Annotated in this window: 21 protein-coding genes; 10 read left to right on the forward strand and 11 right to left on the reverse strand. The window is 55.7% G+C overall.

The genetic code is table 11. From position 1 onward, the window contains the following. The first annotated feature begins 12 nt into the window (after positions 1-12). Positions 13-1,758 carry an ABC transporter transmembrane domain-containing protein gene (locus ACTG39_RS04165; protein ID WP_439106334.1) on the forward strand — a complete coding sequence of 582 codons (1,746 nt, stop codon included), beginning with the start codon at positions 13-15 and terminating at the stop codon, positions 1,756-1,758. Positions 1,759-1,760: 2 nt separating this feature from the next. On the opposite strand, the gene ACTG39_RS04170 is transcribed toward ACTG39_RS04165, so the two are convergent. Continuing rightward, positions 1,761-3,758, reverse strand: coding sequence for a BCCT family transporter (locus ACTG39_RS04170; RefSeq protein ID WP_439106272.1), 1,998 nt, complete (start codon positions 3,756-3,758; stop codon positions 1,761-1,763). A gap of 223 nt (positions 3,759-3,981) precedes the next feature. Between ACTG39_RS04170 and ACTG39_RS04175 the strand changes: the two genes are divergently transcribed. The 3 genes from ACTG39_RS04175 (at position 3,982) to ACTG39_RS04185 (ending at position 9,116) form a co-directional block, all read left to right on the forward strand. Further along, a complete protein-coding gene (locus ACTG39_RS04175) occupies positions 3,982-6,588 on the forward strand; it encodes a TonB-dependent receptor (protein ID WP_439106273.1) in 2,607 nt (868 codons plus the stop codon). Positions 6,589-6,658: 70 nt separating this feature from the next. After that, a complete protein-coding gene (locus ACTG39_RS04180) occupies positions 6,659-8,593 on the forward strand; it encodes a tetratricopeptide repeat-containing sulfotransferase family protein (protein WP_439106335.1) in 1,935 nt (644 codons plus the stop codon). Positions 8,594-8,642: 49 nt separating this feature from the next. Beyond that, positions 8,643-9,116: a MarR family winged helix-turn-helix transcriptional regulator gene (locus ACTG39_RS04185; RefSeq protein WP_439106274.1), complete on the forward strand. Its 474-nt coding sequence runs from the start codon at positions 8,643-8,645 to the stop codon at positions 9,114-9,116. Between the two features lie 18 nt (positions 9,117-9,134). Here ACTG39_RS04185 and ACTG39_RS04190 read toward each other — a convergent pair whose 3' ends face one another. The 6 genes from ACTG39_RS04190 to ACTG39_RS04215 all read right to left on the reverse strand — a co-directional run bounded on the left by ACTG39_RS04190 (position 9,135) and on the right by ACTG39_RS04215 (position 14,555). Next, complete coding sequence (locus ACTG39_RS04190; RefSeq protein ID WP_439106275.1) at positions 9,135-10,121, reverse strand: hemerythrin domain-containing protein; 987 nt, start codon at positions 10,119-10,121, stop codon at positions 9,135-9,137. Positions 10,122-10,231: 110 nt separating this feature from the next. Next, positions 10,232-11,605 (reverse strand): NAD(P)(+) transhydrogenase (Re/Si-specific) subunit beta, encoded by a 1,374-nt coding sequence (locus ACTG39_RS04195; protein WP_439106336.1) that lies wholly within the window; start codon positions 11,603-11,605, stop codon positions 10,232-10,234. Continuing rightward, entirely contained in the window at positions 11,602-11,883 is a 282-nt protein-coding gene (locus ACTG39_RS04200) for an NAD(P) transhydrogenase subunit alpha (protein WP_008293208.1), read from the reverse strand. Before ACTG39_RS04200 ends, ACTG39_RS04195 begins: the two co-directional genes overlap by 4 nt. Positions 11,884-11,885: 2 nt before the next feature. Further along, the gene (locus ACTG39_RS04205; RefSeq protein WP_439106276.1) at positions 11,886-13,028 is read right to left on the reverse strand and encodes a Re/Si-specific NAD(P)(+) transhydrogenase subunit alpha; all 1,143 of its coding nucleotides are present in this window, start codon (positions 13,026-13,028) and stop codon (positions 11,886-11,888) included. A gap of 210 nt (positions 13,029-13,238) precedes the next feature. Further along, entirely contained in the window at positions 13,239-13,928 is a 690-nt protein-coding gene (locus ACTG39_RS04210) for a ChrR family anti-sigma-E factor (protein ID WP_439106277.1), read from the reverse strand. Further along, positions 13,929-14,555: a sigma-70 family RNA polymerase sigma factor gene (locus tag ACTG39_RS04215; protein WP_439106278.1), complete on the reverse strand. Its 627-nt coding sequence runs from the start codon at positions 14,553-14,555 to the stop codon at positions 13,929-13,931. A 213-nt stretch (positions 14,556-14,768) separates the two neighbouring features. Between ACTG39_RS04215 and ACTG39_RS04220 the strand changes: the two genes are divergently transcribed. From ACTG39_RS04220 to ACTG39_RS04230, 3 genes are read left to right on the forward strand one after another with little or no spacing between them, the layout of a single operon-like run. Further along, a complete protein-coding gene (locus ACTG39_RS04220; protein ID WP_439106279.1) occupies positions 14,769-16,028 on the forward strand; it encodes an NAD(P)/FAD-dependent oxidoreductase in 1,260 nt (419 codons plus the stop codon). Beyond that, positions 16,025-16,786, forward strand: a complete 762-nt coding sequence (locus ACTG39_RS04225) for a DUF1365 domain-containing protein (RefSeq protein ID WP_439106280.1) — start codon at positions 16,025-16,027, stop codon at positions 16,784-16,786. The genes ACTG39_RS04220 and ACTG39_RS04225 overlap by 4 nt, the downstream gene beginning before the upstream one ends. Beyond that, positions 16,786-18,045 carry a class I SAM-dependent methyltransferase gene (locus tag ACTG39_RS04230; RefSeq protein ID WP_439106281.1) on the forward strand — a complete coding sequence of 420 codons (1,260 nt, stop codon included), beginning with the start codon at positions 16,786-16,788 and terminating at the stop codon, positions 18,043-18,045. Before ACTG39_RS04225 ends, ACTG39_RS04230 begins: the two co-directional genes overlap by 1 nt. 22 nt (positions 18,046-18,067) lie before the next feature. On the opposite strand, the gene ACTG39_RS04235 is transcribed toward ACTG39_RS04230, so the two are convergent. Continuing rightward, positions 18,068-18,955 carry a DMT family transporter gene (locus ACTG39_RS04235; protein ID WP_439106282.1) on the reverse strand — a complete coding sequence of 296 codons (888 nt, stop codon included), beginning with the start codon at positions 18,953-18,955 and terminating at the stop codon, positions 18,068-18,070. Between the two features lie 142 nt (positions 18,956-19,097). Between ACTG39_RS04235 and nhaC the strand changes: the two genes are divergently transcribed. Continuing rightward, complete coding sequence (nhaC, locus tag ACTG39_RS04240) at positions 19,098-20,576, forward strand: Na+/H+ antiporter NhaC (RefSeq protein WP_439106283.1); 1,479 nt, start codon at positions 19,098-19,100, stop codon at positions 20,574-20,576. 9 nt (positions 20,577-20,585) lie between these two features. Further along, positions 20,586-21,041 carry an acyl-CoA thioesterase gene (locus tag ACTG39_RS04245; protein ID WP_439106284.1) on the forward strand — a complete coding sequence of 152 codons (456 nt, stop codon included), beginning with the start codon at positions 20,586-20,588 and terminating at the stop codon, positions 21,039-21,041. A 28-nt stretch (positions 21,042-21,069) separates the two neighbouring features. On the opposite strand, the gene epmA is transcribed toward ACTG39_RS04245, so the two are convergent. Together epmA and efp are read right to left on the reverse strand one after the other, a co-directional pair. Continuing rightward, the gene (gene epmA / locus ACTG39_RS04250) at positions 21,070-22,026 is read right to left on the reverse strand and encodes an EF-P lysine aminoacylase EpmA (RefSeq protein ID WP_439106285.1); all 957 of its coding nucleotides are present in this window, start codon (positions 22,024-22,026) and stop codon (positions 21,070-21,072) included. Between the two features lies 1 nt (position 22,027). Then, positions 22,028-22,600, reverse strand: a complete 573-nt coding sequence (gene efp / locus ACTG39_RS04255; RefSeq protein WP_439106286.1) for an elongation factor P — start codon at positions 22,598-22,600, stop codon at positions 22,028-22,030. A 137-nt stretch (positions 22,601-22,737) separates the two neighbouring features. On the opposite strand from efp, the gene ACTG39_RS04260 reads away from it, so the two are divergent. Beyond that, complete coding sequence (locus tag ACTG39_RS04260) at positions 22,738-24,573, forward strand: GTPase (protein ID WP_439106287.1); 1,836 nt, start codon at positions 22,738-22,740, stop codon at positions 24,571-24,573. A gap of 18 nt (positions 24,574-24,591) precedes the next feature. Here ACTG39_RS04260 and serB read toward each other — a convergent pair whose 3' ends face one another. After that, the gene (gene serB / locus ACTG39_RS04265) at positions 24,592-25,743 is read right to left on the reverse strand and encodes a phosphoserine phosphatase SerB (RefSeq protein ID WP_439106288.1); all 1,152 of its coding nucleotides are present in this window, start codon (positions 25,741-25,743) and stop codon (positions 24,592-24,594) included. Between the last annotated feature and the right edge of the window lie 34 nt (positions 25,744-25,777).

Raw genomic sequence — 25,777 nt, forward strand, 5'->3', positions numbered from 1 at the left:
AAGGCCGCTGGCATCGCCCCACTCCGAGCGCTGGTCGGTCAGCTTGCACCTTACCGATGGCGGCTTGTAGCAGCAGCCATCGCGCTTATTTTTACTGCGGGCGCCACGCTCACTCTGGGCAAGGGCCTTCAACTACTTATTGATCGTGGATTCGGTGGGGATGATCCGGGAGCCCTGGGTGATGCGGTGCGTATTGTTATGCTCATCACGACGGCGATAGCCATCGGCACCTTCTTTCGCTTTTATTTAGTATCGTGGTTGGGAGAGCGCATCAGCGCGGATCTTCGCAGTGCGGTGTTTAGGAACATCGTCCGCCTGCATCCCGGGTTTTTTGAAGAGAACCGTTCCGGTGAAATCATGTCGCGATTAACCGCAGACACGACCGTGTTACAGACGATCATTGGATCTTCCATGAGTATGGCACTGCGCAGCTCTCTGACCCTGACCGGCGCTATCGTGATGATGCTCATTACCAACTTTAGGCTGACCTTGTTTATTGTCGCGACGGTACCCATGGTGCTGCTGCCGGTGATGATTTTTGGTCGGCGGGTTCGCACGCTCTCCAGCAGCAGCCAGGACAGCGTGGCAAGCGTGGGCTCCTATGCCGGCGAAATCATTCAGAACATCCGCACCGTTCAGGGCTTTAATCGAGAAGGTGCCGAATCCCAGGCCTTTGATGCGGAAGTTGAAAAAGCCTTTGTCATCGCCCGCTCTCGCGTACGGCAACGGGCACTGCTCATCGCCTTCGCCATCATTGTCTTGTCGGGCGGCATGATCGCCATGATGTACTCCGGGGGCCGGGACGTCATCAGCGGCGCTATGACCGGCGGCGAACTTGCCGCATTCATGTTTTACGCGGTAATGGTAGGCACGGGGTTTGCGACGCTGTCCGAGGTTTGGGGTGACGTCCAGCGTGCCGCCGGGGCGACGGAACGCCTGTTGGAGCTGATAGAAACAGATAGCGCTCTACCCGATACCGGCGACCGGGAATCAGTCTCAAAGAATCCTGCCATGCTTTTACGGGATGTTTCTTTTAGCTATCCCTCTCGTCCCGATACGCTGGCGCTGGACAATGTGTCGCTCAACATTGAGGCGGGAAAAAGCCTGGCGTTGGTGGGTCCCTCCGGGGCAGGCAAGACAACCCTGTTCGAGCTGTTCCAGCGCTTCTACGACCCCCAGTCCGGTGCCTTGTTACTGGATGGCATTGATCTTCGAGAAATGTCTCTGGCTCAGCTGCGCGCCAATCTCGCCATCGTTCCGCAACAGCCCACACTTTTCAGCGCCGATGTTCGCTACAACATTGCCTATGGAAAACCCGACGCCAGCGATGAGGAAATACAAGCCGCGGCGCGACGTGCCCATGCCCACGACTTTATCACCGCCCTGCCCGAGGGCTACGGCAGCTATCTGGGCGAACAAGGGGTTCGACTATCGGGAGGCCAGCGTCAACGCATTGCCTTAGCCAGAGCCATGCTCACCGATCCCAAGGTGTTATTACTTGATGAGGCAACCAGCGCCCTGGACGCCGAGAGCGAGCACCAGGTGCAACAGGCCATTAGCGAACTCATGCACGAACGCACCACCGTGATCATCGCGCATCGATTGGCGACGATTCGAGATGCCGACTGCATCGCGGTTTTGGAGGACGGCAAGGTCGTAGCCACGGGCACCCACGATGAGCTTCTGAAAAGCTCAGAGCTTTACGCCCGATTGGCCAAGCTGCAGTTTCGCAACGAGGCAGTATCAACCAGCGCTTAGGTTCAGCGCATCGTGGTGAGAAAGTGCAGGTGGTTCTCGTATTGACTCAATATGTCGTGGGTAATCTGCTCTCGCGTCCAACCCATAATGCAGTAGTCCTGACCGCCTTGAGATAAGTGCACCTCAGCACGGTAGTAGCGATCACCCTCGGCCATTGACGAAATGGCCTCTCCCGCTAAACGCTCATCAGGCATGGCGTGCACACGACTTCGAACCTCGTAAACAAAGTCAATCTCGCCACCGTTGAGCACCTCCATGCGCACTCTGGGCTGTTTATCAGATTCCTCGGTGACGTGGGCTTCCACATCGTGACTCTCAAGCTCTTGGGCAAACTCTCGAAGCGCAGGCCCCACCTGATCTTTAAGAAACTTCTGGACACTGCGGTCCTCGGGAAACTCCAAAAGATTCGACAGCCGGCTGCGCCAGTCGCCATCGGCTCCCGAGGCTGGAGATACACTCTGTGCGTTGCGCTGAGAGGCATCCAGCGACAGCGCCTTTGCAAAACCCCAAATTGCCCCCAGGAGAGCCAGCGAGAAGGGCAGTGCACTGGCAATAGCGGCGGTCTGGAGCGAGGACAAGCCGCCCGCCAGCAGCAATACCGCGGCAATTGCGGCAATCACCGCGGCCCAAAAAATCCGCTGCAGCACCGGCGTATCATCACGACCATTGGCCGACAGCATATTGAGCACCAGAGCGCCGCTGTCCGCCGACGTCACAAAGAAGACCACGATCATTGCCAGGCTCACCGCGGACAAGAAAGTGGAAAACGGCAAGAACTCGAGAAATCTGAACAGCGCCACCGCCTGATTGGCCGACACAGCCTCCCCCAGCTGCATCGCCCCCTCATTCAGTATCAGGTTAATCGCGCTATTGCCGAACACCCCCATCCACAGCAGAGTGAACCCGCAGGGGACCAGCATGGCACCAAGAGTGAACTCGCGGATGGTGCGACCTCGAGAGATACGCGCGATAAACAATCCCACAAAGGGTGACCAGCTCAGCCACCAACCCCAATAAAAAATAGTCCAACCCCCCAGCCAATCAGTGGGGTCGTAGGCGTATAACGTGAAGGTTTTGCTGATCAACTCGCTGATATAGATGCCCAGGCTCTCGAGCGTTGCACCGAGGATAAGAATAGTGGGTCCCGCAATGAGGACGCCGATCAAAAGTAGTACCGAAAGTCCTATATTGAGCTCGGACAATCGTTTGATACCCGCATTAAGCCCCATGGCGACTGAGATACTCGCCAGTGCCATGGTGCCAATGATCAACATCACCTGCACACCGGCGGAGATCGGGATACCAAACAGATATTCGAGTCCCGAATTAATCTGCAGAACGCCAAAACCGAGACTCGTGGCGATACCACAGGCCGTACAAACAATGGCGAATACATCAATAGCCGCACCGGCCGGGCCATAGATACGCTCACCGATGAGGGGATAAAAGGCTGACCGCATGGTCAACGGCAAACCATGCCGATAGGAGAAGTAACCCAGGAGCAGCGCGACGATCGCATAAATAGCCCAGGCGTGAAGTCCCCAGTGGAAGTAGGTCAGGGTCATGGCTTGACCCGCCGCCTCGATGCTGCTGCCCTCCCCATGGGGTGGCTCGAGGAAGTGCATCACCGGCTCGGCCACACCAAAGAACATCAGCCCGATGCCCATACCCGCAGCGAACAGCATGGCAAACCAGCTCAGCGAGCTGTACTCGGGAACTGAGTGATCCGGCCCGAGCTTGATGTCACCAAAACGCGAGAAGCTGAAGATCAATACGCTGAGCAACACGATGGCCACAACCAGTACGTAGTACCAACTGGCGTAGGTCACGATGGCACCCTGAACACTTTGCAGGAACGCATTGCTCTCATCAGGCGCAAGCGCAGCACCAAAGACCATCAATAAAAGCGCCGCGGTGGACGGAAAAAACACGCCCTTATCCACGCTAAAACCCATGAAGCCTTGGCTTTCAGGCGCCTTGTTGTCGGCTGGACCGGTCATCTGAACCTCTGTTTAGTGGAGCAAAGGCGGAAGGGTACGCAGATTATCTGATGTCAGCAAAACATTAATGCATAGTGTACAAATCTTTCTTTTAGTCGCTAATTGTAAAAACTTCATACAAATCAGTATTTAAAGGGCGATGCCGGTATAATCGGCAGAAGAATTGTTTTTGCTATAAACTATTAGCGCTTTTTTTGTGCACTATTTTTGTCAGGGAGACACCATGCTATCCAGAAATAAGCTGAACGCCGCCACCCGAGCTGCAGTCATCGCCAGTGTTACCGGGGGCAGCCTGGCCAGCGCCAGCGCCTACGCCCAACTCGAGGAAGTCATCGTCACGGCGACCAAGCGCTCGGCGAGTACGCAGGACATTCCCGTGGCGGTTCAGGCCCTGGGGGAAGACACCCTGAATGACATGGGCGTGACAAACTTCGAGGATTATCTCGTACAGCTGCCGGGCGTGACTGCCGGAGGTAGTGGTCCCGGACAGAACACGATTTACATTCGCGGTGTTGCCTCTACTACGCCAAACCTCACCACCGCTGGTGTTGCCGGGCTATCGCCCAACGTGGCGCTCTATCTTGATGAGCAGCCCCTCGCACAGCCCGGACGAAATCTGGATGTGTATGCCGCAGACATGAACCGTATCGAGGTTCTCGCCGGCCCCCAGGGCACGCTCTTTGGTGCCAGCTCACAGGCGGGCACGGTACGTTTGATTACCAACAAACCTGACTTCAGTGGCACCTACGGTCGCATGAAGGTGGGTACTGCCTTTACCAAGGGCGGCGAGATGAGTAACAACGTCGAAGGCATGATCAACGTACCGGTAACCGATAAGCTCGCGCTGCGCGGAGTTGTCTATGTTGATCGCATGGGCGGCTATATCGATAACGTCGCTGGCACATTGAACACCAGCGAGAGCGCACGCTTTAGACCCGCTGGCACCATGCGCGCCAACGGTGTTCCTGTTAGCGAGCAGCGCGGCGGATTTCAGGCCGAGGCGGACTTATCTGGCGTCAATTTCATCGATGCCGACAACAGCACCCGAACCGAAGACGACTTTAACGACACGACCTATGCAGGCTTCCGTCTTGCGGGTGTCTACACCATCAATGCTGACTGGGACCTGCAGGTATCGCATATGCAGCAGCAGCTTGATTCCGATGGAGTATTCTTCTCGGATCCGGAATTAGGTGATTACGAAGTCACGCGATTCCAGCCCGACAGCATCGATGATGAGTTTAGCAATACGGCCTGGACCCTCTCCGGACGCATCGGTGAACTTGAGGTGCTGTACTCCGGTGCATTCACGGATCGTCAAACTGACCAATTAGTCGACTATTCGGATTACCTGTTTGTGGGGCAATACCTGCCTTACTACATCTGTGACAGCTCTGTGTCCTACCCTGGCGATGCCGCACCCAGCGGAACCTGTCAGGCTCCGGACCTGTTTGTCGGCAGCATCACAAAAACCGAAGTGACAACCCACGAAATCCGCCTGAACACTGCAGAAGACCGTCGCATTCGCGCAACTGTAGGTGCGTTTTACAGCGATCTGGAGCTGACCGAACGCAACGACTTTACCTATCCAGGCTCCACGCAGGTTGATGGCTACGGTGTGCAAACCGGATTTTCGCCCAACTTCCCATTTACCACGGGCTACATCTCGGATCCGGGCCCCTTCCCTGACGGCGTAATTTTCCGCAACGACGTGCGCCGCACCGATGAGCAGATGGGTGTGTTTGGCGAAGTTACTTTCGATATCACAGATCAGCTGGCACTGACTGCGGGCGCGCGTTGGTATGACATCGAAGTCGGTCTTGAAGGCAGCGCTAATGCGTCCTTCTGTAACTTGTTCCAGCCGGATTCAAACTCTTTCGGTACGGACATCTCGGACTTGTACAACGGCGATGGACAAATCACCTTCCGTGGCACCTGTAATCCTGACGCCCAGCTGACCTACACCCTGGACAACATCGATGAAGCGCCGGACCAGGTAGCGGCTGCATTACTCAATGCGCCCACCAAGGCACAAACCGATGGTGTCATTGGCAAGCTGAGCTTGTCATACACCCCCACCGAGAATCAGCTGTGGTTTGTGACTTTGTCCGAAGGCTTTCGTCCGGGATTGCTGAATCGCCCCGGCGGTGCATCAGGCCCCAATGGCTATCAAGTACCCTTCGCCCTGGATACGGACGATGTCACCAACTATGAGCTCGGCTGGAAACTTGATTTGCTGGACCAGTCCCTGCGATTTAACGGCAGCCTGTTCTTTGTCGACATCGAGCGTCTGCAAACCACCATCTTTGATCCCAGCATCGTGAACCTGTTCTTCTCGGACAACGCGGCCAATGCTGAGGTTATGGGTCTGGAGGGCTCCGTAGACTGGGCGCCCATCTCCCTCCCGGGACTCGTGGTGAGCGGCTCCTTCTCTATGCTCGATACAGAGATCACAGAAGTACTCACGCCAACCAACGATGTGCGTAAGGGCGACTCTCTGGCTTTTGCACCGGAGCTGCAGGCGACCATTCGTGCGCGTTATAACTGGGATCTGAACAACGGCTTGCGCGCCCATGTAATGCCGCACCTTGCCTACTCCGACGAGTCCTTTAGCGACATTATTGCGATCAATCGTCAAACGGTGGCCTCATGGTTGATGCTCGGCTTTACCGCGGGCGTTTCAAACAACCAGTGGACGGCTGAGGTTTATGTGGACAACCTCACGGACGAAGCAGCGGAACTGTCAAACAACTTTGTCAATGACCGAGACCGCGTCACCCTGGCTCGCCCTATGACGGGCGGCGTACGCTTCACCTGGAACTTTGAGTGATGCCGAGCGCCCGGCTTCGTCGGGCGCGTCCTCTTCGGCGGCTGAATCAGTAGGGTCCCACGCTCAGAATTTGATGCGCAAAGGCCAAATTGCCGACGCGCTGAGCGTACTCGAGACTCACTTGCTCGCTGTCCCGCAGGACGGGGAAGCTCTGTACCTGGCGGCCGTTTGTGCGCGTATGAGTCAATCCTTTGACGCGGCGCAGAACTATCTAAATACGCTTTTGAGGAACGAACCGGGTAACGGTAGGGGCCTGCAGGAACAAGGGCACCTGTACCGGGATACCAAAAATCCCACCGCGGCAATCGATGCCTACGCCGAAGCCCTGCGCGTTAACCCTGCGCTACTGGCGAGCTATAGGCAGCGCCTGACCCTGTTACGGGAAGCGGGACGGGAACAGGAAGCAAGCCTGACCGCCGCCCAGCTGCACCGCGCCGAAGCGCTGCCCAAAGCGCTCATCGCCGTTACCGATTTAATAGCCCAGGGCCGGATACTCAAAGCCGAGCAACTCTGCCGACAATTTCTCAGGCAGTCCCCCCGACATACCGAGGGAATGCGTCTTCTTGCGGATATTGGCGCACGCCTGGGAGCGCTGGAAGAGGCGAATTTTCTTCTGGAAACCGCCTGCGAGCTGGAGCCCTCGGACGTCGCGCTGCGCATTGATCTTATTCGTGTGCTGAGCAAGCGTCAGCGCTTTGAAGAATCTCTGGCGCAAGCTGAGCTGCTTCTGGCCAGCGCACCACAGAACCTACAGTATCAATCCCTAAAAGCGATCGAACTTCTGCAATTGGGTCGCTACGAGGAAGCCATAAAAGGCTTTAACGGCATTCTCGATAAGTTACCCGGAGATGCGATCACCCTCACCTCAAAAGGCCATGCCTTAAAGACCCTCGGTGCGGGCGCGAACGCCATTGACGCCTATGAGTCTGCGAGCGAGGCCGTCCAGGGTGGTGGCGAAGCCTGGTATGCCCTGGCCAATCTCAAGACCTATCAGTTTAGTGAAGCACAGATCGACAAAATGCAGACGCAACTGGCCAGCAACCCTCCGATTCTTGATCGCGTTTACCTGGCCTTTGCATTAGGTAAAGCATTTGAGGATCGCAGCGAGTTTGCCAGCTCTTTCGAGAGCTATGCCCTGGGTAACAGCCTTAAGCGTGCAGGCCTCAATTATCAAAGCGAGGGCTTCGAGCGCGAGGTGGATGCCCAATGCCAGGGATTTACCGAGGCCTTGCTAAGCGCCCAGGAGGGCAAAGGCTTCAGTGCCCCCGACCCCATATTTATTGTGGGAATGCCGCGCGCAGGGAGCACCTTACTGGAGCAAATCCTGGCTACCCACAGCCAGGTCGACGGCACCCGAGAGCTCCCAAACATTTTGTCTCGTGCTCAGCGACTCCGTCGTCAGCGCAACGAAGCAGATGAGACTCCTGGCTACCCCAACATCCTCGCCGATCTTGATAGCGACACACTGCAGCAGCTTGGTAGAGATTTCATCGAGGAGACCCGGGTACACCGAGGCGCCGCGCCTTTCTTCATAGACAAAATGCCGAACAATTTTCGGCACATCGGGCTGATTAAACTCATTTTGCCTCGTGCAAAAATTATCGATGCCCGTCGCGAGCCCATGGCTTGCTGCTTCAGCAACTTCAAACAGCTGTTTGCCGAGGGACAGGAGTTCAGCTACGACCTGGCTGATCTGGGACATTACTACCGACAATACGAGCGCCTCATGACACACTGGGACGCGGTACTACCGGGCAGCGTGCACCGCCTGCAACATGAGTCCCTACTGGATGACTTTGAGGGAGAGCTGCGCAGACTCCTGGGATTTCTGGAGCTCCCCTTCGAAGAGCGCTGCCTGCGATTTTATGAAAATGATCGTCCGGTACGCACCCCCTCATCCGAACAGGTCCGTCAGCCATTGTTTCGCGATTCTGTCGAGCAGTGGCACAATTACGCGCCCTGGCTAGAAGCTCTGCGTCACGCTCTCGCTCCCGAGCTTGCTTGACCATGCCCCCAAACATGACATTTGTAACAGACGAAGCGGATTTCCACTGATGGCAGAATTACTTGATGACGTGCTTGTATCACTTCGCCGGATCTTGCGGGCGACCAGCATCCACTCGCGCAAGCTGGGGCGCTCCGTGGGGATCACGGCGCCGCAATTGATGGTGCTGCGTGCCGTCAAGGACAATGACGGACTTACCGCTACCGAAGTGGCACATGCGGTCAGCCTGAGTCAGGCGACCATAACGGCCATCGTATCGAAGCTCGAGGAGCGGGGGTTGTTGATACGTGAGCGGAGCAAAGTAGACAAACGACGGGTGCACGTATCTCTTACAGAAGCCGGTAGAGCGGTTCTCCTAGAAGCACCCAAGCCATTGCAAGAAAGTTTTTCCCGAAGGTTTGAGGCGCTTCCTCGCTGGGAACAGTATCAGTTGGTATCGTCGCTAGAGCGCATCGCGCTCATGATGGATGCGGAAGACCTGGACGCAGCGCCGCTGCTCACGGATCACGCTGAACTTCACTAGCAAGCAGGGCTAAATGACCTAGCCCGGTCGCCCTGCCCGTTTCAGGAGTCGCAGACGATCCTGCCGCTCACGGTTAACCCTCAACAGATCTGACACCGCATCACGGTAGACGCCCTGCATATCATCCAGCCACTGCACGGTGAGCCGCGTGTTATTTACGGCGCAGAGAAACGGCGCTTTGAGTGGCTGATCAAGAACAATGTAGCTGGCCTCTCGAAGCCCCCTCTTCAGCTGCTCCCGGGTGATGTCACGCCCACTCTGATTGGCCATACCCATGACTTCGTAGGCTTCAAAGAGAGACTCTATACTCACCCACTCCGCCACCGCCTGACGCTCGACCCCGCGGCGCAAACTCCGACGGAGCTTGCGTGCCATGTTTCTAAACTCTCGCTGTACGCGGCGACCAAAAACCGGGTCCCCCACAGGCTTCAGCTGATCATCTGCGGACAACTCTCGCCAGTCGGCATAGGTGAGCACCGCATCGATGACCGGGAACACCTCGCGCTCTTCAAAGCTCATATGTCCATAGGACGCCTGCACATACTCGCGGCCAAGACGTACCACCTCGGCTCCGCTGAGCTCGCCTCGACGCCAGTCCTCGACAGCTTGCAACAGATCTCGGCCATTGCGCGCCATATGGTCGTGGTCTTGCTCAAGGCGACGTCGGTCTTCAGCAAGCTTTTTATCGACATCGGCGGCGTAGCCGTAAATCAGATCTTCCCGGGGGTGATGAAATCGATCCGGCCAGGTGACCATGTAATCCATGATCTCGTAAATGACGTGGGTGTCCACAAGTTCACTACGCTCTATGGCATTCAGGTGATCGGATAACAAGGCGAGAACGCTCGCAATGTGTCGATGCTCCGCGCGCAGCGCCGCCAACATAGGCGCCTCGGAAACATCACTCTCATGCTGATCCGCAAAAGCCTGAAGATCCATAGGCTCTGAGCCCACGGTCTTCCCGCGGGATTCGTTGGATGTCGATCGAGACGTATTGACCGCCATGGAAGTCACCTCTCACCAAAATTGATCGGGCAAGCCTAACGGGGGAGGAAGATACGAGCAAGGCAGCTCCCGGGAGACCCCAAAGAGCAGCCTATAGCATTAGAGAGGGATCAGTTACTGCCCAGTTCTCGCACAAGGCTACCGATGGACTCCTTGGCATCACCAAACAACATCCGCGTGTTGTCTTTGTAGAACAAGGGGTTTTCGATACCGGCAAAGCCAGACGCCATAGAACGCTTGAGCACGAAAACTGTGCGCGCCTGATCCACATTAATCACCGGCATACCATAGATGGGCGAGGACTCTACATCCCTAGCGGCGGGGTTCACCACGTCGTTAGCACCAATCACAATCGCCACATCCACAGTCTCCATGCGGGGATTGATATCGTCCATCTCAAGGAGCTGATCGTAGGGGACATCGGCCTCGGCAAGGAGCACGTTCATGTGGCCTGGCATACGGCCCGCAACCGGGTGAATACCAAAGTTCACCTCAGCTCCGTTCTTCTCAAGAAGCTCGGTAAGCTCTTTGACCACGTGCTGTGCCTGAGCAACCGCCATGCCGTAGCCCGGGATGATCGCAACGTTAGTCGCGGCTTCGAGAATATAGTAGGCATCTTCAGCCGAGATCGGCTTGATCTCTCCCTCTACCACGGTCTCTTCATCGCTCACGGCGGCAAAGCCACTAAACAGCACGTTGGAAAGCGAGCGATTCATCGCCTTACACATGATCTGCGTCAGAATAATGCCCGATGCACCCACCAGTGAGCCCGCCACGATTAAGATATTGTTGTTGATCGCGAAGCCCGCAGCGCAGGCGGCGAGGCCTGAGTAGGAGTTCAGCAGCGAGATGACCACCGGCATATCTGCGCCGCCGATGGGGATTACGGCCATGATGCCGAAGGCCAGGGACAGACCGATCATAAGAATGAGCCAGAACGGTGTGTCCGGATAGAGGCAGAACAGCCAGCCACAGACGAAGATCGCGAAGATAATCACGCTGTTGACCATCTGCTGGCCGCTGAACTGTACGGCAGCGCTTGAGATCTTCTCACTCAGCTTTCCGTAGGCGACCAAAGACCCTGTAAAGGTTACGCCGCCGATCAATATCGACAGCACAATCGTAATCAGAGTAAACAGGCCCGCATCCGCACTAATCGCCGCGGCGCCCACCAAAAGGCTCGCAAGGCCACCGAAGCCGTTGAACAGTGCGACCATTTCAGGCATCGCAGTCATTTGCACGAGCCGCGAGGCTGAAGCGCCAATCGCGCCACCCACCACAAAACCTGCGAGTATCCACTGATATTCAACAATGCCCTGATCAAGGAGCGCAGCAACGATAGCCAGCAACATACCCGCTGCAGATATCGTGTTACCTCGCCGCGCGGTAGCGGCTGAGCCCAGAAGTTTCAGGCCATAGATAAACAGTGCCGCAGAAACGACATAGGCCAGCTCAATCCCAAAAGGAGATACGCTCACAATCAGCCCCCTCTCTTCTTGAACATGGCAAGCATGCGGTCGGTCACCATATAGCCGCCCACCACATTGATGGATGCTAAAGCCACGGCGCCCGCGCCCAGCCAGTTAGCAAGATCCTGCTGGCCGTTACCCGCCAGCGCGATCGCGCCGACGACGGTAATACCCGAAATGGCATTTGCGCCAGACATCAGGGGCGTATGCAGTGTCGCTGGAACTTTAGTAATGAGTTCGAAGCCGAGAAATATCGACAGCATTAAAATAAACGTTAGGAATATCGCATCCATGATCAGGCATCCCCCGCCAGAATGTTCTTGATGGTCTCGTTAACAACAGCCCCATCGTGCGTAATCACACAGCCCGGCAGAATGTCGTTCTCCATATCCAGCACAAACTCCCCGGCTTCCTTGTCCCAGGTATCTTCCACCAGATTAAAGAGGTTGTTCGCGTACATCACCGAGGCATCCCGGCAAACGTAGTTAGGCAGATTGCCAAGGCCTACGAGGGTCACACCGTTGATGTCTACCACTTCGTTGGGGACTGATCCCTCAACATTGCCGCCGGTCTCTGCGGCCATGTCCACAACCACAGCGCCGGGCTGCATGCCCTCGACCATGGAGCGGGGCACAATCACCGGTGGCTTACGACCAAATACCTGCGCCGTAGTAATCACAACATCAGACTCAGCAATCACGGCCGCCTGGGCGTCCTGCTGCTTTTGAATCTGTTCCGGGGTCAACTCTTTCGCGTAGCCGTCAGCGGTCTGGCCTGTGTCGCCGAGATCAATATCGAGGAAGGTTGCGCCCAGAGACTGCACTTGCTCAGCCACCACCGGGCGGGTATCAAAAGCGGTAACCTTCGCACCAAGCCGCTTAGCGGTCGCAATGGCCTGAAGGCCTGCTACACCAGCACCGATAATGAACACCTTAGCGGGCTTGAGTGTGCCCGCGGGGGTCATCATCATGGGAAAGATACGCGGCAAACGCGTGGCCGCAAGCATGACCATGACGTAACCGGCCAGGTTAGCCTGAGAGCTCAGGGCATCCATTTTCTGACTGCGCGTGGAGCGAGGGATCATTTCCATGCTGATAGCAGTCACCCCCGCTGCGGCGAACGCCTGTACCAACTCATGCTCGTTAAAAGGATCTAGATAGCTGATATGGATACAACCGCGCTTCATTTGAGCAACTTCAGCCACTTCAGGCTTGCGCAGGCGCAGCAACATATCGGCTGAACTTATGAGAGCGGCGCGGTCTGCAACGACCTCGGCGCCCGCGTCTAGGTATTCACTATCCTGAAACCCACTCCCAAGCCCCATACCGGCTTCTATGTGTATGGAAGCGCCCAGGCGCACGAGTTTTTTGGCTGTATCTGGCGTCATGGCCACCCGGTTTTCTCCCGGGTAGAGTTCCTTGGGAACGGCTAACTGCATGTTTGTTTCACCCTGTATCAGTCAGTTCTTGGTGCGCTGGTAAGACACCTCCTGGCGCCTTTAAAGCCCCCAGTTTTTGAGGGGGCAAGACTTTAGCACAGAGAGTGTGGGCTTCGAAGGGCGCAGTGCGAGTTTGATCCACTCCACCGCCGTCCCCTTTCTCGAGCCAAAGAGGCGCTGATAACCCTGGTTAGCGCGGTGGACTAAAAATCAACCTGCCTGAAGGCGCAGGAACGGATTCATCCAGCGATACTTCCAGCCGGTGAACCTTAGCGGAGCATCAATAACCGCCAAACACAGGCAATCTTCATTTGCGAAGGCGCGTGGTGCGTGGACATCGTTGGCGCTGCGATAGATGAAGTCGCCGGGATGATAACTGCCTCGCTCGTCACTAAATCCGCCCTGAAGGACCAGCGTCATTTCTGAGCCGCGGTGATCGTGAGGCGGGATCTCACCTCCCGCTTTTATGTGCAGCAAGGAGAATTCAAATTGCGGGTCGCCGGTACGAATCGGTGTAATACGCAGGGCATCAGTCACCTTCTTCCAGACCAGATCAGAAAAGTCACCCGCCATCAAACGGCTAAGTAGTGCCGGCGTAGCATCCTGGCCGCGGCGCTGAGCGGGCTGGTAGCTCAATGGGGGCTCTTCATCGAGTCGCGCCAAAACGCGATCTAAAAGTGCATCTCCCACGGGCTCAGGATCCAAAGATTCAAACATCGCCGCCCCCATGGTCTGCAGACCGCTCACCGTCTGGGAGCAACAATCGCAGTAATTAAGGTGTGCCGAAACACAGGCCGCTTGGGCCAGGGACAGACTCCCTGCCGCGTGCTCCGTAAGAATGTCCAGTTCTGGATGATGTTTAGCCATGGTCTTACCTACAACTCTATTCTCTTGTGTCATTTACTTACTCTCCTGGGCAATCTCGAACTGCACCTGCATCTTCTGCACTGCCAGTCTCACCCGTGATTTCACGGTACCCAGAGGTAAATCCAACTCGGAGGCCGCTTCGGCGTGCGATTTGCCCTCCATATAGACCTTGGCGATGATCTGCGTCTGGTCTGCCGGGAGATTTTTCATCACCTCCCTTATTCTGTCTGCGCTGCGACGGTTCTGGAGCTGCATAAACGGCTGCTCATCTTCCTGATCCGGACTGAAGTCCTCAGCCGCCAGTGGCGTATCGAACTTCTGAAGCCTACGGAACATGTCTGTCCGGCAGTTGCGCGCAATCGTATATACCCATGTACTCGCTGCGGCCTTTTCCGGATTAAAAGCTCCGGCTTTTTGCCAAATTTTCAACATAACTTCCTGCACAAGCTCGTCCGCATGAGTCGCGGACAGCGCAGAACCCGCCAAAGCAAAGGCTTTTATCAACGGGGCAAAATGGCGGAACAGACGTGTGTATGCCGCTCGATCCTGCTTCTCGGCGATCAAAACCAGGCATTCGCTCCACTCGTCGGTGCGACGCCCCGTAGGTATGGTTCTCACCGTGTCGGAGTGTTCCCGAGCAGTGCCAGATTTTTCGTCCACTTGAAGCCCCTTTGATTTATGCAAGGATATACGTCGACTGTGTCCATAATGGATGACTTTACTACTTGTATTAATGGTAGCTGATCCAGCACCCTGAGCGCCGCGTAATTTCAATGACGGCATCCTTCGCTGTGAGACCGACATCGGTCCCGCGGACCACTGCCGGAAACACCAAAGCAAACGTTCCGAATAATAGATAGGAGTCACCCCTAGGTGCAAATAGCGGTAATAGGTTCAGGCATCTCAGGGTTAGCGTGTGCTCACTATCTCAGTGCCGGGCATACGGTTACCGTGTTCGAGGCCAACAAGCGAATTGGGGGTCACACGGCAACTATGGACGTCCAGCTCGGGACCCGTCGATTTGCCATAGACACCGGTTTTATTGTTTTTAACGACTGGACCTACCCGAAATTCATCGCTCTCATGGACGAACTCGGGGTGAGCAGTCGCGCGACATCCATGGGCTTCAGCGTGCGAGACGAAGACACTGGATTAGAGTATTCGGGGACTAACCTCGACTCATTGTTTGCCCAGCGCCGCAACATCGTTTCTCCCCGCTTCTTAAGAATGGTCAGGGATATTTTGCGTTTCAATAAAGAAAGCCTGGCTGATTTGGAGTCCGGTGACCTCGCTGATGACGAAAGCCTCGGTAGCTATCTCACCCGCAAAAACTACAGCGAGGCCTTTAAACGTGACTACCTGATAGCCATGGGATCGGCCATCTGGTCTTCAGATTGTGCGAGCATGCTCGAGTTCCCGGTGCAATTTTTCGTGCGATTTTTCAAAAATCACGGGCTGCTGTCAGTAAAAAATCGTCCTCAGTGGCGCGTCATTGAAGGCGGTTCCAGGGAGTACATTGCGCCCCTCTGTCGCCGTTTTGAACAGCGTATCCATACGGGCATCCCGGTCAGTCGCGTTCGCAGGGATGCTTCGGGGGTCACGCTGGTACTCGAAGACGGTAGTGAGCAACGCTTTGATCAGGTGGTTATCGCAACGCACTCCGATCACGCGCTGGCGATGCTCGATACTCCCTCCGACGAAGAGCGGGAGGTGTTGGGAGCGCTTCCGTATCAATCAAACGACGTTGTGCTGCATACAGACACCCGACTACTCCCGGAGAATCGCAAAACCTGGTCCAGTTGGAACTATCGACTGGGGGTAGATGATTCAAGAGCCGTGCTCACCTACAATATGAACATCCTCCAAGGAATTCAGGCCCCGGAAACGTTTTGCGTTACGCTAAACGACACAGACTCTATCAATCCCCACAGAATACTTGGGCGCTTTAGCTATGATCATCCGGTATTCAGCCTCGCGGGGATGGCTGCCCAGCAGCGATGGGGCGACATCAATGGACAGCAGAATACGTGGTTTTGTGGTGCTTACTGGCACAACGGCTTCCATGAAGACGGCGTAGTGAGCGCACTGCGCGTGGTGGAAGCGATGAACGAGCAGGTCAGCGCCGCGGCATGAAGTCCCGGCTGTACACCGGTACGCTGCGACATCGGCGTCACAGACCGCGGGAACACGCTTTTAAATATCGTGTCTTCATGCCGTACCTGCATCTGGATGAAGTGGATGCGGTTCTTAAGTTGAGCAGACTCTGGTCTACCTCTCGTTTTGCGCCTGCCAGCTATCGTCGCGAGGATTTCCTTGGCGATCCGGCAAAACCCCTTAAGCAAGAGGTGCGCCGGCGCATTAGGGAAGAGACGGGGGCCGAGCATACGGGGCCTATCTATCTCCTCGCCAATCTGCGCTATTTCGGAATGCGCATGAATCCGATCATCTGTTACTACTGCTTTAACGACGACGAGTCCCGCCTTGAATACCTGGTCGCAGAGGTTACTAACACGCCCTGGGACGAACGTCACAGCTATGTATTGTCAGCGAAATCCGAGCAGCGGGTTCTGCGCCAGGACTTTGACAAAACGTTTCACGTCTCACCGTTTAACCCCATGGATATGCGCTACTCGTGGCGCAGCAATACACCAGAAGAGCGCCTGGCCATTCACCTGGAAAACCACAGCGAGGGTGAGCGGGTCTTTGACGCAACGCTCGCCTTACAAGCCGAAGAAATCAGCGCCACCAGCCTGCGGGGCATTCTGTGGAGGTTCCCATTGATGACCGCTAAAGTAGCCGGGGCTATTTACTGGCAGGCGCTTAAGCTATTTATCAAGCGTATCCCTTATCACCCACACCCCGGAACCAGCCTTCAATCTGGAGCACAATAATGAACGATGTCAGTGTCAGCAGGATCCCCCTACTGCCCCAGGCGAAATCTTTTCGCAACAAAACCGAGCTCGCCCGCCACTTCCTGTTGCAGGTCTTGTCACACATTAAGGTTGGCTACGTCACTATTCACGATGGCGAAGATACCCATCACTTCGGCAATCCGGAGACGCCGGGAGAGCCTCATGCAGAAATTGTGGTGCATAACCGCGAGGCCTATGGAAAAGTCTTGATCGGTGGAACCGTTGCCTCGGGTGAGGCCTATATCGATGGGGACTGGTCTACGCCGGATCTCACAGAAGTGACCCGGCTGTTCAGCGCCAATATGCAAACCATGGAGTCCATGGAATCAAAGCAACACTGGTATACAAAACTTGCTCTAAAGCTTGCACATGCGATGAATCGCAATACCCACGAAGGTTCCAAGCGCAACATCTCCGCTCACTATGATCTTGGCAACGACTTTTTCCGTCTGTTTCTGGATCCTACGATGATGTACTCATCGGCCGTGTTTGAGCAGCGGGACAATACCCTCGAAAAGGCCGCGGTAGACAAACTGGACGAGCTTTGCCGACAGCTTGAACTCAAGCCAGAAGACCATCTTCTGGAGATTGGTACTGGTTGGGGCGGTATGGCAATACACGCAGCTACCCACTACGGTTGCCGGGTTACAACCACCACTATTTCTCAAGAGCAGTTTGATTACGCCAAGGCCCGAGTGACCGAGTTGGGCCTTGAAGATCGCATTACCCTGCTATGCGAAGACTATCGTGCGCTTACAGGTCAGTACGACAAGCTCGTGTCTGTAGAGATGATCGAAGCGGTAGGCCACGATTTTTACAGCAGTTACTTTCAGTGCTGTAGCAAACTCTTGAAAGACGACGGAAAAATGGTGATTCAAGCGATCACCATCACCGATGACCGCTATGAGCAGGCGCGCCGTTCCGTGGATTACATCAAACGCTATATTTTCCCGGGCGGATGCCTTCCGTCGCTGGAAATCATTGCCAAGCACATTGCCAAAGACAGCAATCTGCAAATGGTGCACCTGCGGGACATCACCGCAGACTACGCCCTTACTCTGGAGCACTGGAGGCAGCGTTTTATGGACCGCCTGGACGAAGTACGCGAGATGGGCTTTGACGATCGCTTTATCCGTATGTGGGAATTCTATCTCTGCTACTGCGAGGGCGGCTTTCGCGAGCGCATTATCGGCACCGCGCAGCTAGCCTTTGCCAAACCTAATTATCGGAGCTCTTAAGAGCGTAGTTCCAACGCCATGTTTAGTCCCGGGACGGTGAGCTGCCCTGCTGAAGTATCACCCCCGGGACGATAAGCGCAAGACCTATTAAGGTTGCCGGATGTATCGCCTCACCCAGAATCAAGGCGATAAACACCAGCGACAACATAGGCGACAGGAAAATCAGATTGCCCACGCGGGACACATTGCTTGCTGCTCGCAGCGCGGTGGACCATAGCAACCAGGTAAAACCCATCTCAAAGAGACCCACGTAAACCGCGCTCGCCAGCCCACCGCCCAGCGGCGGAAGACCCCCTCCCCAAAATAGGCAGAGCAGCAGAGACAATGGCGCGGCGCAGACAAAGTACGCCGCGAGAGAAATTGTGGGATCCCCTTCACTGCGAGCACTCAACAACCAGAATATTGCCCATACCAGAGTACTTATCAGGGCCAGTGCCACTCCAATGCCGCTTGTGAACTGCAAAGAAAACGGATTGCCCTCAGTGGCAATAATGACGACTCCCAGATACCCCACAGCGACTGCCGCCCAATCCCGAGCCGCAAGACGTTGCCCTAAAACCGGAATCGAAAGCAGAGCCAGCATGATGGCCCAGGTGTAGTTGATCGTCTGTGCCTGTTGCGCCGGCAAACGATCATAGGCCGCCAGAAGAATGCAGTAATACAGAAGCGGGTTGAGACAGGCCATGCCCAGAAAGCTCAGAGGTGTACTGCTTAGCTGCTCCCAGAGTAAGCCAAGACGCCGTTGGAAGGCCAGGGTGCCCAGGAGAGCCAATGCCGACACCCAGATCGCAACAAAGAGCAACTGTAAAACCGACAGCTCAGCCAGGGCCAGCTTGAATGCCGTGGCAGCGGTCGACCAGAGGAGCACTGCGGACAAACCCAAAAGCAAAGCGCGTCGATCACTCTTCACTACTGATAACGCCTTAAATTAGCACCAAGGCCATGCAGTGTACTGAATGCAAGGGTATCTGGCTGTGTTTGTAGCGCTCTCGCTGTACCAGAACCGTCTTTTGCGGCATGCTCAGGATCTTTAGGCGATAGGTAACCGGGTTTTGAGCACAACGCGACACCACAACGAACGGCTCACGCCAGCTCTGGCTGCGGCTCCCATCGTCATGCTCATAGCCATGCTGGCGCTATCAGTATTCCTGTTTGGCTCCGATGCGTCCTACGGTGCCAATCAAATCGCCCTGGTCCTCGCCACGGGCATCACAGCACTGGTGGGACAGCGAACGGGCATCCAATGGCGAGAGGCCCAGGAAGGCATTATCGATGGTATCGGCGTTGGTCTCGGACCCACACTGATTCTTCTGGCTGTGGGAATGTTGATCGGCACCTGGATTCTCTCGGGCACCGTGCCCACGATGATTTACTACGGCGTCCAAATATTAAACCCACAGATTTTTTATGCCGCCAGCGCACTTATCTGTGCCATCGTAGCAATCAGCGTTGGTAGTTCCTGGACTGTGGCGGGAACCCTGGGCATCGGGCTTATGGGCATTGCCGGGAGTTTTGATCTGTCCCCCGCGGTGGCAGCGGGAGCAATTATTTCCGGAGCTTATTTTGGCGACAAGCTGTCGCCCATGTCTGACACCACGAATCTCGCATCGGCCGCTGCGGGTGTCGATCTGTTTGATCACATCCGGCATATGCTGTGGACCACCGTTCCAAGCTTTGCAATCGCGCTACTGGTTTTTTCACTCATCGGTGGCGGTGATGCATCCACACCTCAGGAAATTGAGGCCTTACAAAGCAGCCTTCAGGTTGAATTCAGCATCGGGCTCCACCTCTTACTACCGTTTGCTTTGATGTTGTTTCTGGTCTACAAACGTTTTCCAGCGTATCCAGCCATATTGATCAGTGCTCTGGCGGGCGGCGTATTCGCGCTGATTTTTCAGCCAGAGGTGGTGCAGCGTATGGCAGGAGATGAGGAACTGGCCACTGGCCTGGTCATGGTCAAGGGCGTGTGGGTTGCGCTTTTTGCCGGCTACGAGGCCAATAGCGGCAACGAGTTTCTCGATGCGCTTCTCAGTAAAGGCGGTATGAGCAGCATGCTCAACACGGTCTGGCTGATCATCGTTGCTCTGGGCTTCGGCGGTATTCTGGAGCGCACAGGCATCCTCAACTACTGGCTACGGCACGCCCTGCGCATGGTCAAAGGTACGGGCTCATTGATCGCGACAACCGTAGCTACCTGCATATCAACCAACATCCTTGCCGCCGATCAGTTTATGGCGGTGGCACTGCCGGGCCGGATGTATCGAGATGCCTACAAGGAATACCGCCTGTCGCCACTTAACCTGTCGCGCACACTGGAAGACTCCGCCACGATCACATCCGCACTCATTCCCTGGAATACCTGCGGCGCGTATATGTCAGCAACGCTCGGAGTTGCGACCATGACCTATGCACCGTTCGCGATCTTTAACATTGTGTGTCCGCTCATTGCCATCGTCTACGGCTTCAGCGGGTTCGCTCAAAAACCCCTTGAGTCCGTCGCAGACAGCGATGGCATCGCTGCGACTGCCTAAACAGTGACGATGGAAGATGACTGGGACTACGCCGAACCATTTGTTCGGCGTACGCGGGTTCATGCCGAAGATGTAGACGCCCTGCAACACACCAACAACACCATCTATGTTCGCTGGTGCGAAGAGTGTGCCTGGGAACATTCCGCCAGCCTCGGCATGGACATTGATGCCTACCACCGTCTCGACCGGGCGATGGCCGTGGTCGAAGGCCGTTACCAGTATCTCAAAGCTTCTCATCTGGATGATGAAATAGACACGGCGACCTGGATTACTCACTGGGACAAACGACTGACCATGACCCGGCACTTTCAGATACGACGAGTCGCCGATAGTGCAACTTTACTGCGTGCTCAGGTGCGCTTTGCGTGCATCGAGATCAGTTCGGGTAAACCCCGACGTCTGCACAAAGAGTTTCTTGCAGCCTATGCGCCCGCTATTTTGGGAATCGAGCCGCCCGAAGCCTAGAAAGTCTTGGCGAGGAAACGCTACTCGCCTAGCATCGAGACCAGTCAAAGGGCATGACTGCCGAAAGCCTATCAGCGCCAAGCTGGGCCATAAGTAGACGATCTACACCTAAGGCAACACCGCTACAGTCGGGTAAACCTTCCTGCATCGCCGCCACAAGGCGAGGATCTAAATCCCGGATTTCCTGACCCGATACTCGACGACGCTCATTGTCACGGAGGGCGCGATCAGCTAACTCTTGTACATCAAGAAGTTCACGATAACCGTTGGCCAGTTCGATTCCATCGACATAAAGTTCAAAACGCTCTGCCACGGTCCGTCCATTGCGATCAGCGCAGCGCGCCAGTGCTGCCTGCGAGGGCGGATAGTCACACACAAACTGCAGGCCCCTATTCGCCAGCCTGGGCTCCACCAGGTGACTCATGAGCAGGTCCAGCCAGCCGTCATAATCGAGCTCGAGACTCCCGAGATCCAATTGCGTGGTCGCGATTTCTCTGAGTTCTTCTGCGCTGGTCTCCCAGGGATCTATACCCAGCACATCTTCGAACAATGCGGCGTAGCTGCTAACGCTCCAACCATCACGGCCGAGACACTCACAGGCCAATGCACCAACTTCCTCAATGAGCTGCTCAAGCTCAAAATCCGGGCGGTACCATTCCAGTAGTGTGAACTCGGGGTTGTGTCTTCCGCCAACTTCGCCGTCGCGAAAAGCTTTGCCTAGCTGATAAATGGGCCCACTGCCTGCCGCCAACAATCGCTTCATGGCAAATTCGGGAGAGCTCTGAAGAAACATCGAGCGGGAGTCCACTCGAGAGGCGATAGTGCGCAAGGGTTCGATGGCAGAATCGGTGACACCGAAGCTGGCCAGAACCGGGGTATCTACCTCAAGAACATCACGCTGCGCGAAGAACGCGCGGAGCGTCCCCAAAAGCGCAGCGCGGGCCTCAAGAGCGGCACGGGTTGCCCCGGGCCGCCAGTCACTCATATCAGCTCTTGCTCGCGCGAGCGACGTACTCTCCAGAGCGGGTGTCCACGCGAATCACTTCACCCTGAGAAATAAACAGGGGGACGCGCACCACGGCGCCGGTAGAGAGTGTTGCGGGCTTGCTGCCGCCCTGAGCTGTATCACCTTTGAGACCGGGGTCGGTTTCTGTGATCTCGAGCTCCACAAAGTTAGGGGGGGTCACAGACAGAGGAGTGCCGTTATACAGGGTTACCTCGCAGGGCTCCTGCTCTTTGAGCCACTTATGGGTGTCTCCCACCGCGGCGGCATCCGCCTGATACTGCTCATAGGTATTGGGCTCCATGAAGAACCAAAATTCGCCGTCGGTATAGAGGTACTCCATACTCTGGTCCATGACATCGGCGCCCTCAAGGCTCTCACCGGACTTAAAAGTACGGTCCCAGACACGACCGGTCTTGAGGTTACGCATGCGCACCCGGTTAAAGGCCTGCCCTTTGCCTGGCTTGACGAACTCATTATCCAAAATGCTGCAGGGATCCCCATCCAGCATTACCTTTAGGCCAGAACGAAATTCATTAGTTGAGTAATTGGCCATACCTTTGCACCCCTAAGACTGATCGCGCGCGATGATACCGTACCGGCCGGGCAAAATCAGTGTTTGGGGTTAGCGTGAAACCCCGGATTTAGGCTATGCTCGGTGGAATCAGCTCCCGGCAAAAAGGACTGGGCGCCATGACGCCGAAAAAACTTTCAGGCCTGCGTCTTCCCCAGCAGGATCTCGACGCGTGTAGTTTGTTCGACTGCACCTCCGAAGCCGTGGAGAAATGGGTAGCCGAGCTGCCCATGGGTACTCATCTACGCGCAGGCTCGAGTCTGCGCAATGCGGTGTCCGAGCTCAATCGTGTGAAGTTGCCATCCCAGACGCGCTTCGAACTCCTCGAGCTTCTGCGTACACCCATTCATTCCGTATTGACGGTTTTAATCCGCGGACTGCTCAAGCAGTCAGCGCTTCTGGAAACGGACAAACAAATTCAGACGGATCTTATTACTGATTTATGCTCCTTGACCGCGGCCGGCTACACCCTGGCAGCGGTGCACACTATTCAGGACAACAGCAGCGTCAGTGGTGTAAATCCCGCGAAGCTGGCCTGCGAGTCTTTACACCGCGCGATGGTTCTCTCGGGACAGCAGATTCTCGTGGACTACATTTTGTATCAACCCGTAGATTTAAACGGTTGGGCTGGGCTTCATCAGCTGTACTCCCTCAGTGAGCGGCAACAGCTTGCAAAGCTCCCCGTAGAGGATGCTCTGCGCGAAACGCGCAGTAATATTGCGCAGGAATATTTGCCAGCACTTCTCCTTGCATGCTCCAAACCAAACCAGCTTCGCCAACACGACATCACCAGCGCTTACCGAGCGTTTCAGGAGTGGCGAGACCTGGCGGAGCTACAGGACCCTGAACTTGGTGAGGGTTTGTTCGCCGTCGACATGCTGAGCGATCAGGCCCCGGCCTTCTCTGAGCTTCTTGTGCGAAGGGGACGAACACAGTTCCGCTACATCAATACCAAGGCCTTGGTCAGCCATCTCGAGGAACTCAAGAAGTCGCGCGGCACACAGGGACTGAGTGTTATTGAGTTTGACCGGGAAACGCGTCTCGACGCCAATCTCCTGGGGCACCTGATCAAGTCCCTGGGCGAGATTAGCCAGCGAAACTTTGCTCGACAACAATCCCGCGTCTCGCTGGAGCTAGCCACAGGCCTAAGCAACGTGCACTACTTTGTTGCCGGACAGCGCAGTCTGAACGAGGTTTTTCGCGGGCTGGAGTATGACGAATCAGAAGAGTCCACAGACGGACTGAACCCGTTTATCACGCCTGCCAGCCACGGAGACGCATGGCAGGAAGCCAATCCAGAAGACGAAGTGGAAGAACATGCTTCCGATCAGGAAATCGACCTCGGTGTAGACGTCGACAAATTTTCCAAACTCGCGCAGGAGCAGGACGCTCAGGCTCAGGCAGTAAAACCCGTTCGCCATACCGTTTTTTCAGTAAAGACAACCAACACCAGTCCGGGAGGCTACTGCGTCGAGTGGATTGACCCACCGGATAGCGTGCACATCGGCGACATCGTATGCGTTCGGGAGTCCAGTATGGAACAGGCGGACTGGACCATCGCGGTGATTCGCTGGATCAGCCAGGTAAAGCACGCGCCAACGTTCTTAGGTCTGGAACTCATCAGCCCTCGCGGCGCCGCTTACGCCGCACAGATTAAGATGCCCAATGGGGAGTTCTCCAAACCTATTCGCGTACTGCTGCTGCCAGAGATTCCTGTGGTCGGACAGGCCCATACCCTGGTGGTCCCTCGAATGGTGTTTAAAGAGGGGCAGCGTATTACCGTGACCTGCGAAGAAGACTCGTCGCTGGTGAAGCTTAAGCGCCAAGTGTCCTCTACCGGTTATTTTGGCCAGATGGATTTTGAATACATACGACAGCTGGAAGACGATATAGAGAATTCCAAAAAGGAAGATTTACCCACGGCTGCTTTCGATTCAATCTGGACAGATATCTGATCTGTTCAGCTCACGGCCTTAAGCGGGAGCCCCCAACACGTAAAGCAATGCCTCTAGAGAGGCAATATTAACTGCGCAAGGAGCTGTTTCACGAACCCGCGGTTTGGCGTGGAAAGCGATTCCCAGACCTGCAGTCCCCAGCATTGGCAAATCGTTCGCACCGTCACCCACGGCGACCGTATCCCCCATATCAAAGCCCTCTCGTTGAGCAATCTCTTTAAGCAGCATCACTTTACGTTCAGCATCAACGATTTCGCCGTCCACGTCGCCCGTCAGCTGGTTCTCAATAATCTGCAGGTGATTGGCGTGAACCTCATCAATAGCAATCATGGATTGTACTTCCCGGGCAAAATAGTCGAATCCGCCGGACAAAATCACCGTATAATGGCCTTGGGAGCGGAGTACCCGCAGCAAAGCCGCGGCACCCGGCATCAGTGAAAGGTTCGCACTCACTGCCTTTATCTCAGCAGCATCCAGGCCTCGCAACTTGCTCATGCGCTCGCGAAAACTACTGCGAAAATCAAGCTCCCCCCGCATAGCTCGCGCGGTGACCGCCGCCACCTCATCGCCAACGCCCGCGCGGTGGGCAAGCTCATCGATAACCTCACATTGGATGAGGGTTGAATCCATATCAAAGGCAATAAGCCGACGTCGGGGGCGTTTACTGTCGCTGGGCGCAAGTGTGAGATCGACTTCCCAGCGTGTTGCCAGCTCCTGCAGAATCGAGCGTCGATCAGCACAGCGCGCCCAATCATCCAAGTAGAACTCCACTGCCAGTTCCTGCCCTGATGTTGCACCGGGTCTTGGTGACAATCGCCGCAATGCCCGCAGCTCAAGGTTCCACTCTGCAAGTTTCGCGGGGAGTTCCGCCGGCAAGTCACCACCGGGAGGAACAATCAATGTGAGCACCGCATCAGCATGCCGATAAAGTGGTGTATCGCCATCGCCTGCACTGCTGGATACTGTCTGCGCCTGCCAATGCAAACCCAGTTCAGTCAACGTGTGGGCCACTTGATCGCTGATCGGATCCGTAGTCGTCTCGCAGAGTAAAGTCAGGGCCGGCGGTTCAGCCGTAAAATGCGCCGAATCGGCAGCAACCAACAGCGGCAAAAGCCGCTGCAATGAGGAATAAGTGAGTGTTCCCGGCAAGGAAAAACCGATTGTCGTCACAATAAAACCCTGTACGTGAGAAAACTTGGTGGCT

Origin of the sequence: Congregibacter sp. (assembly GCF_965662665.1) — a bacterium.
GTDB lineage: Bacteria > Pseudomonadota > Gammaproteobacteria > Pseudomonadales > Halieaceae > Congregibacter.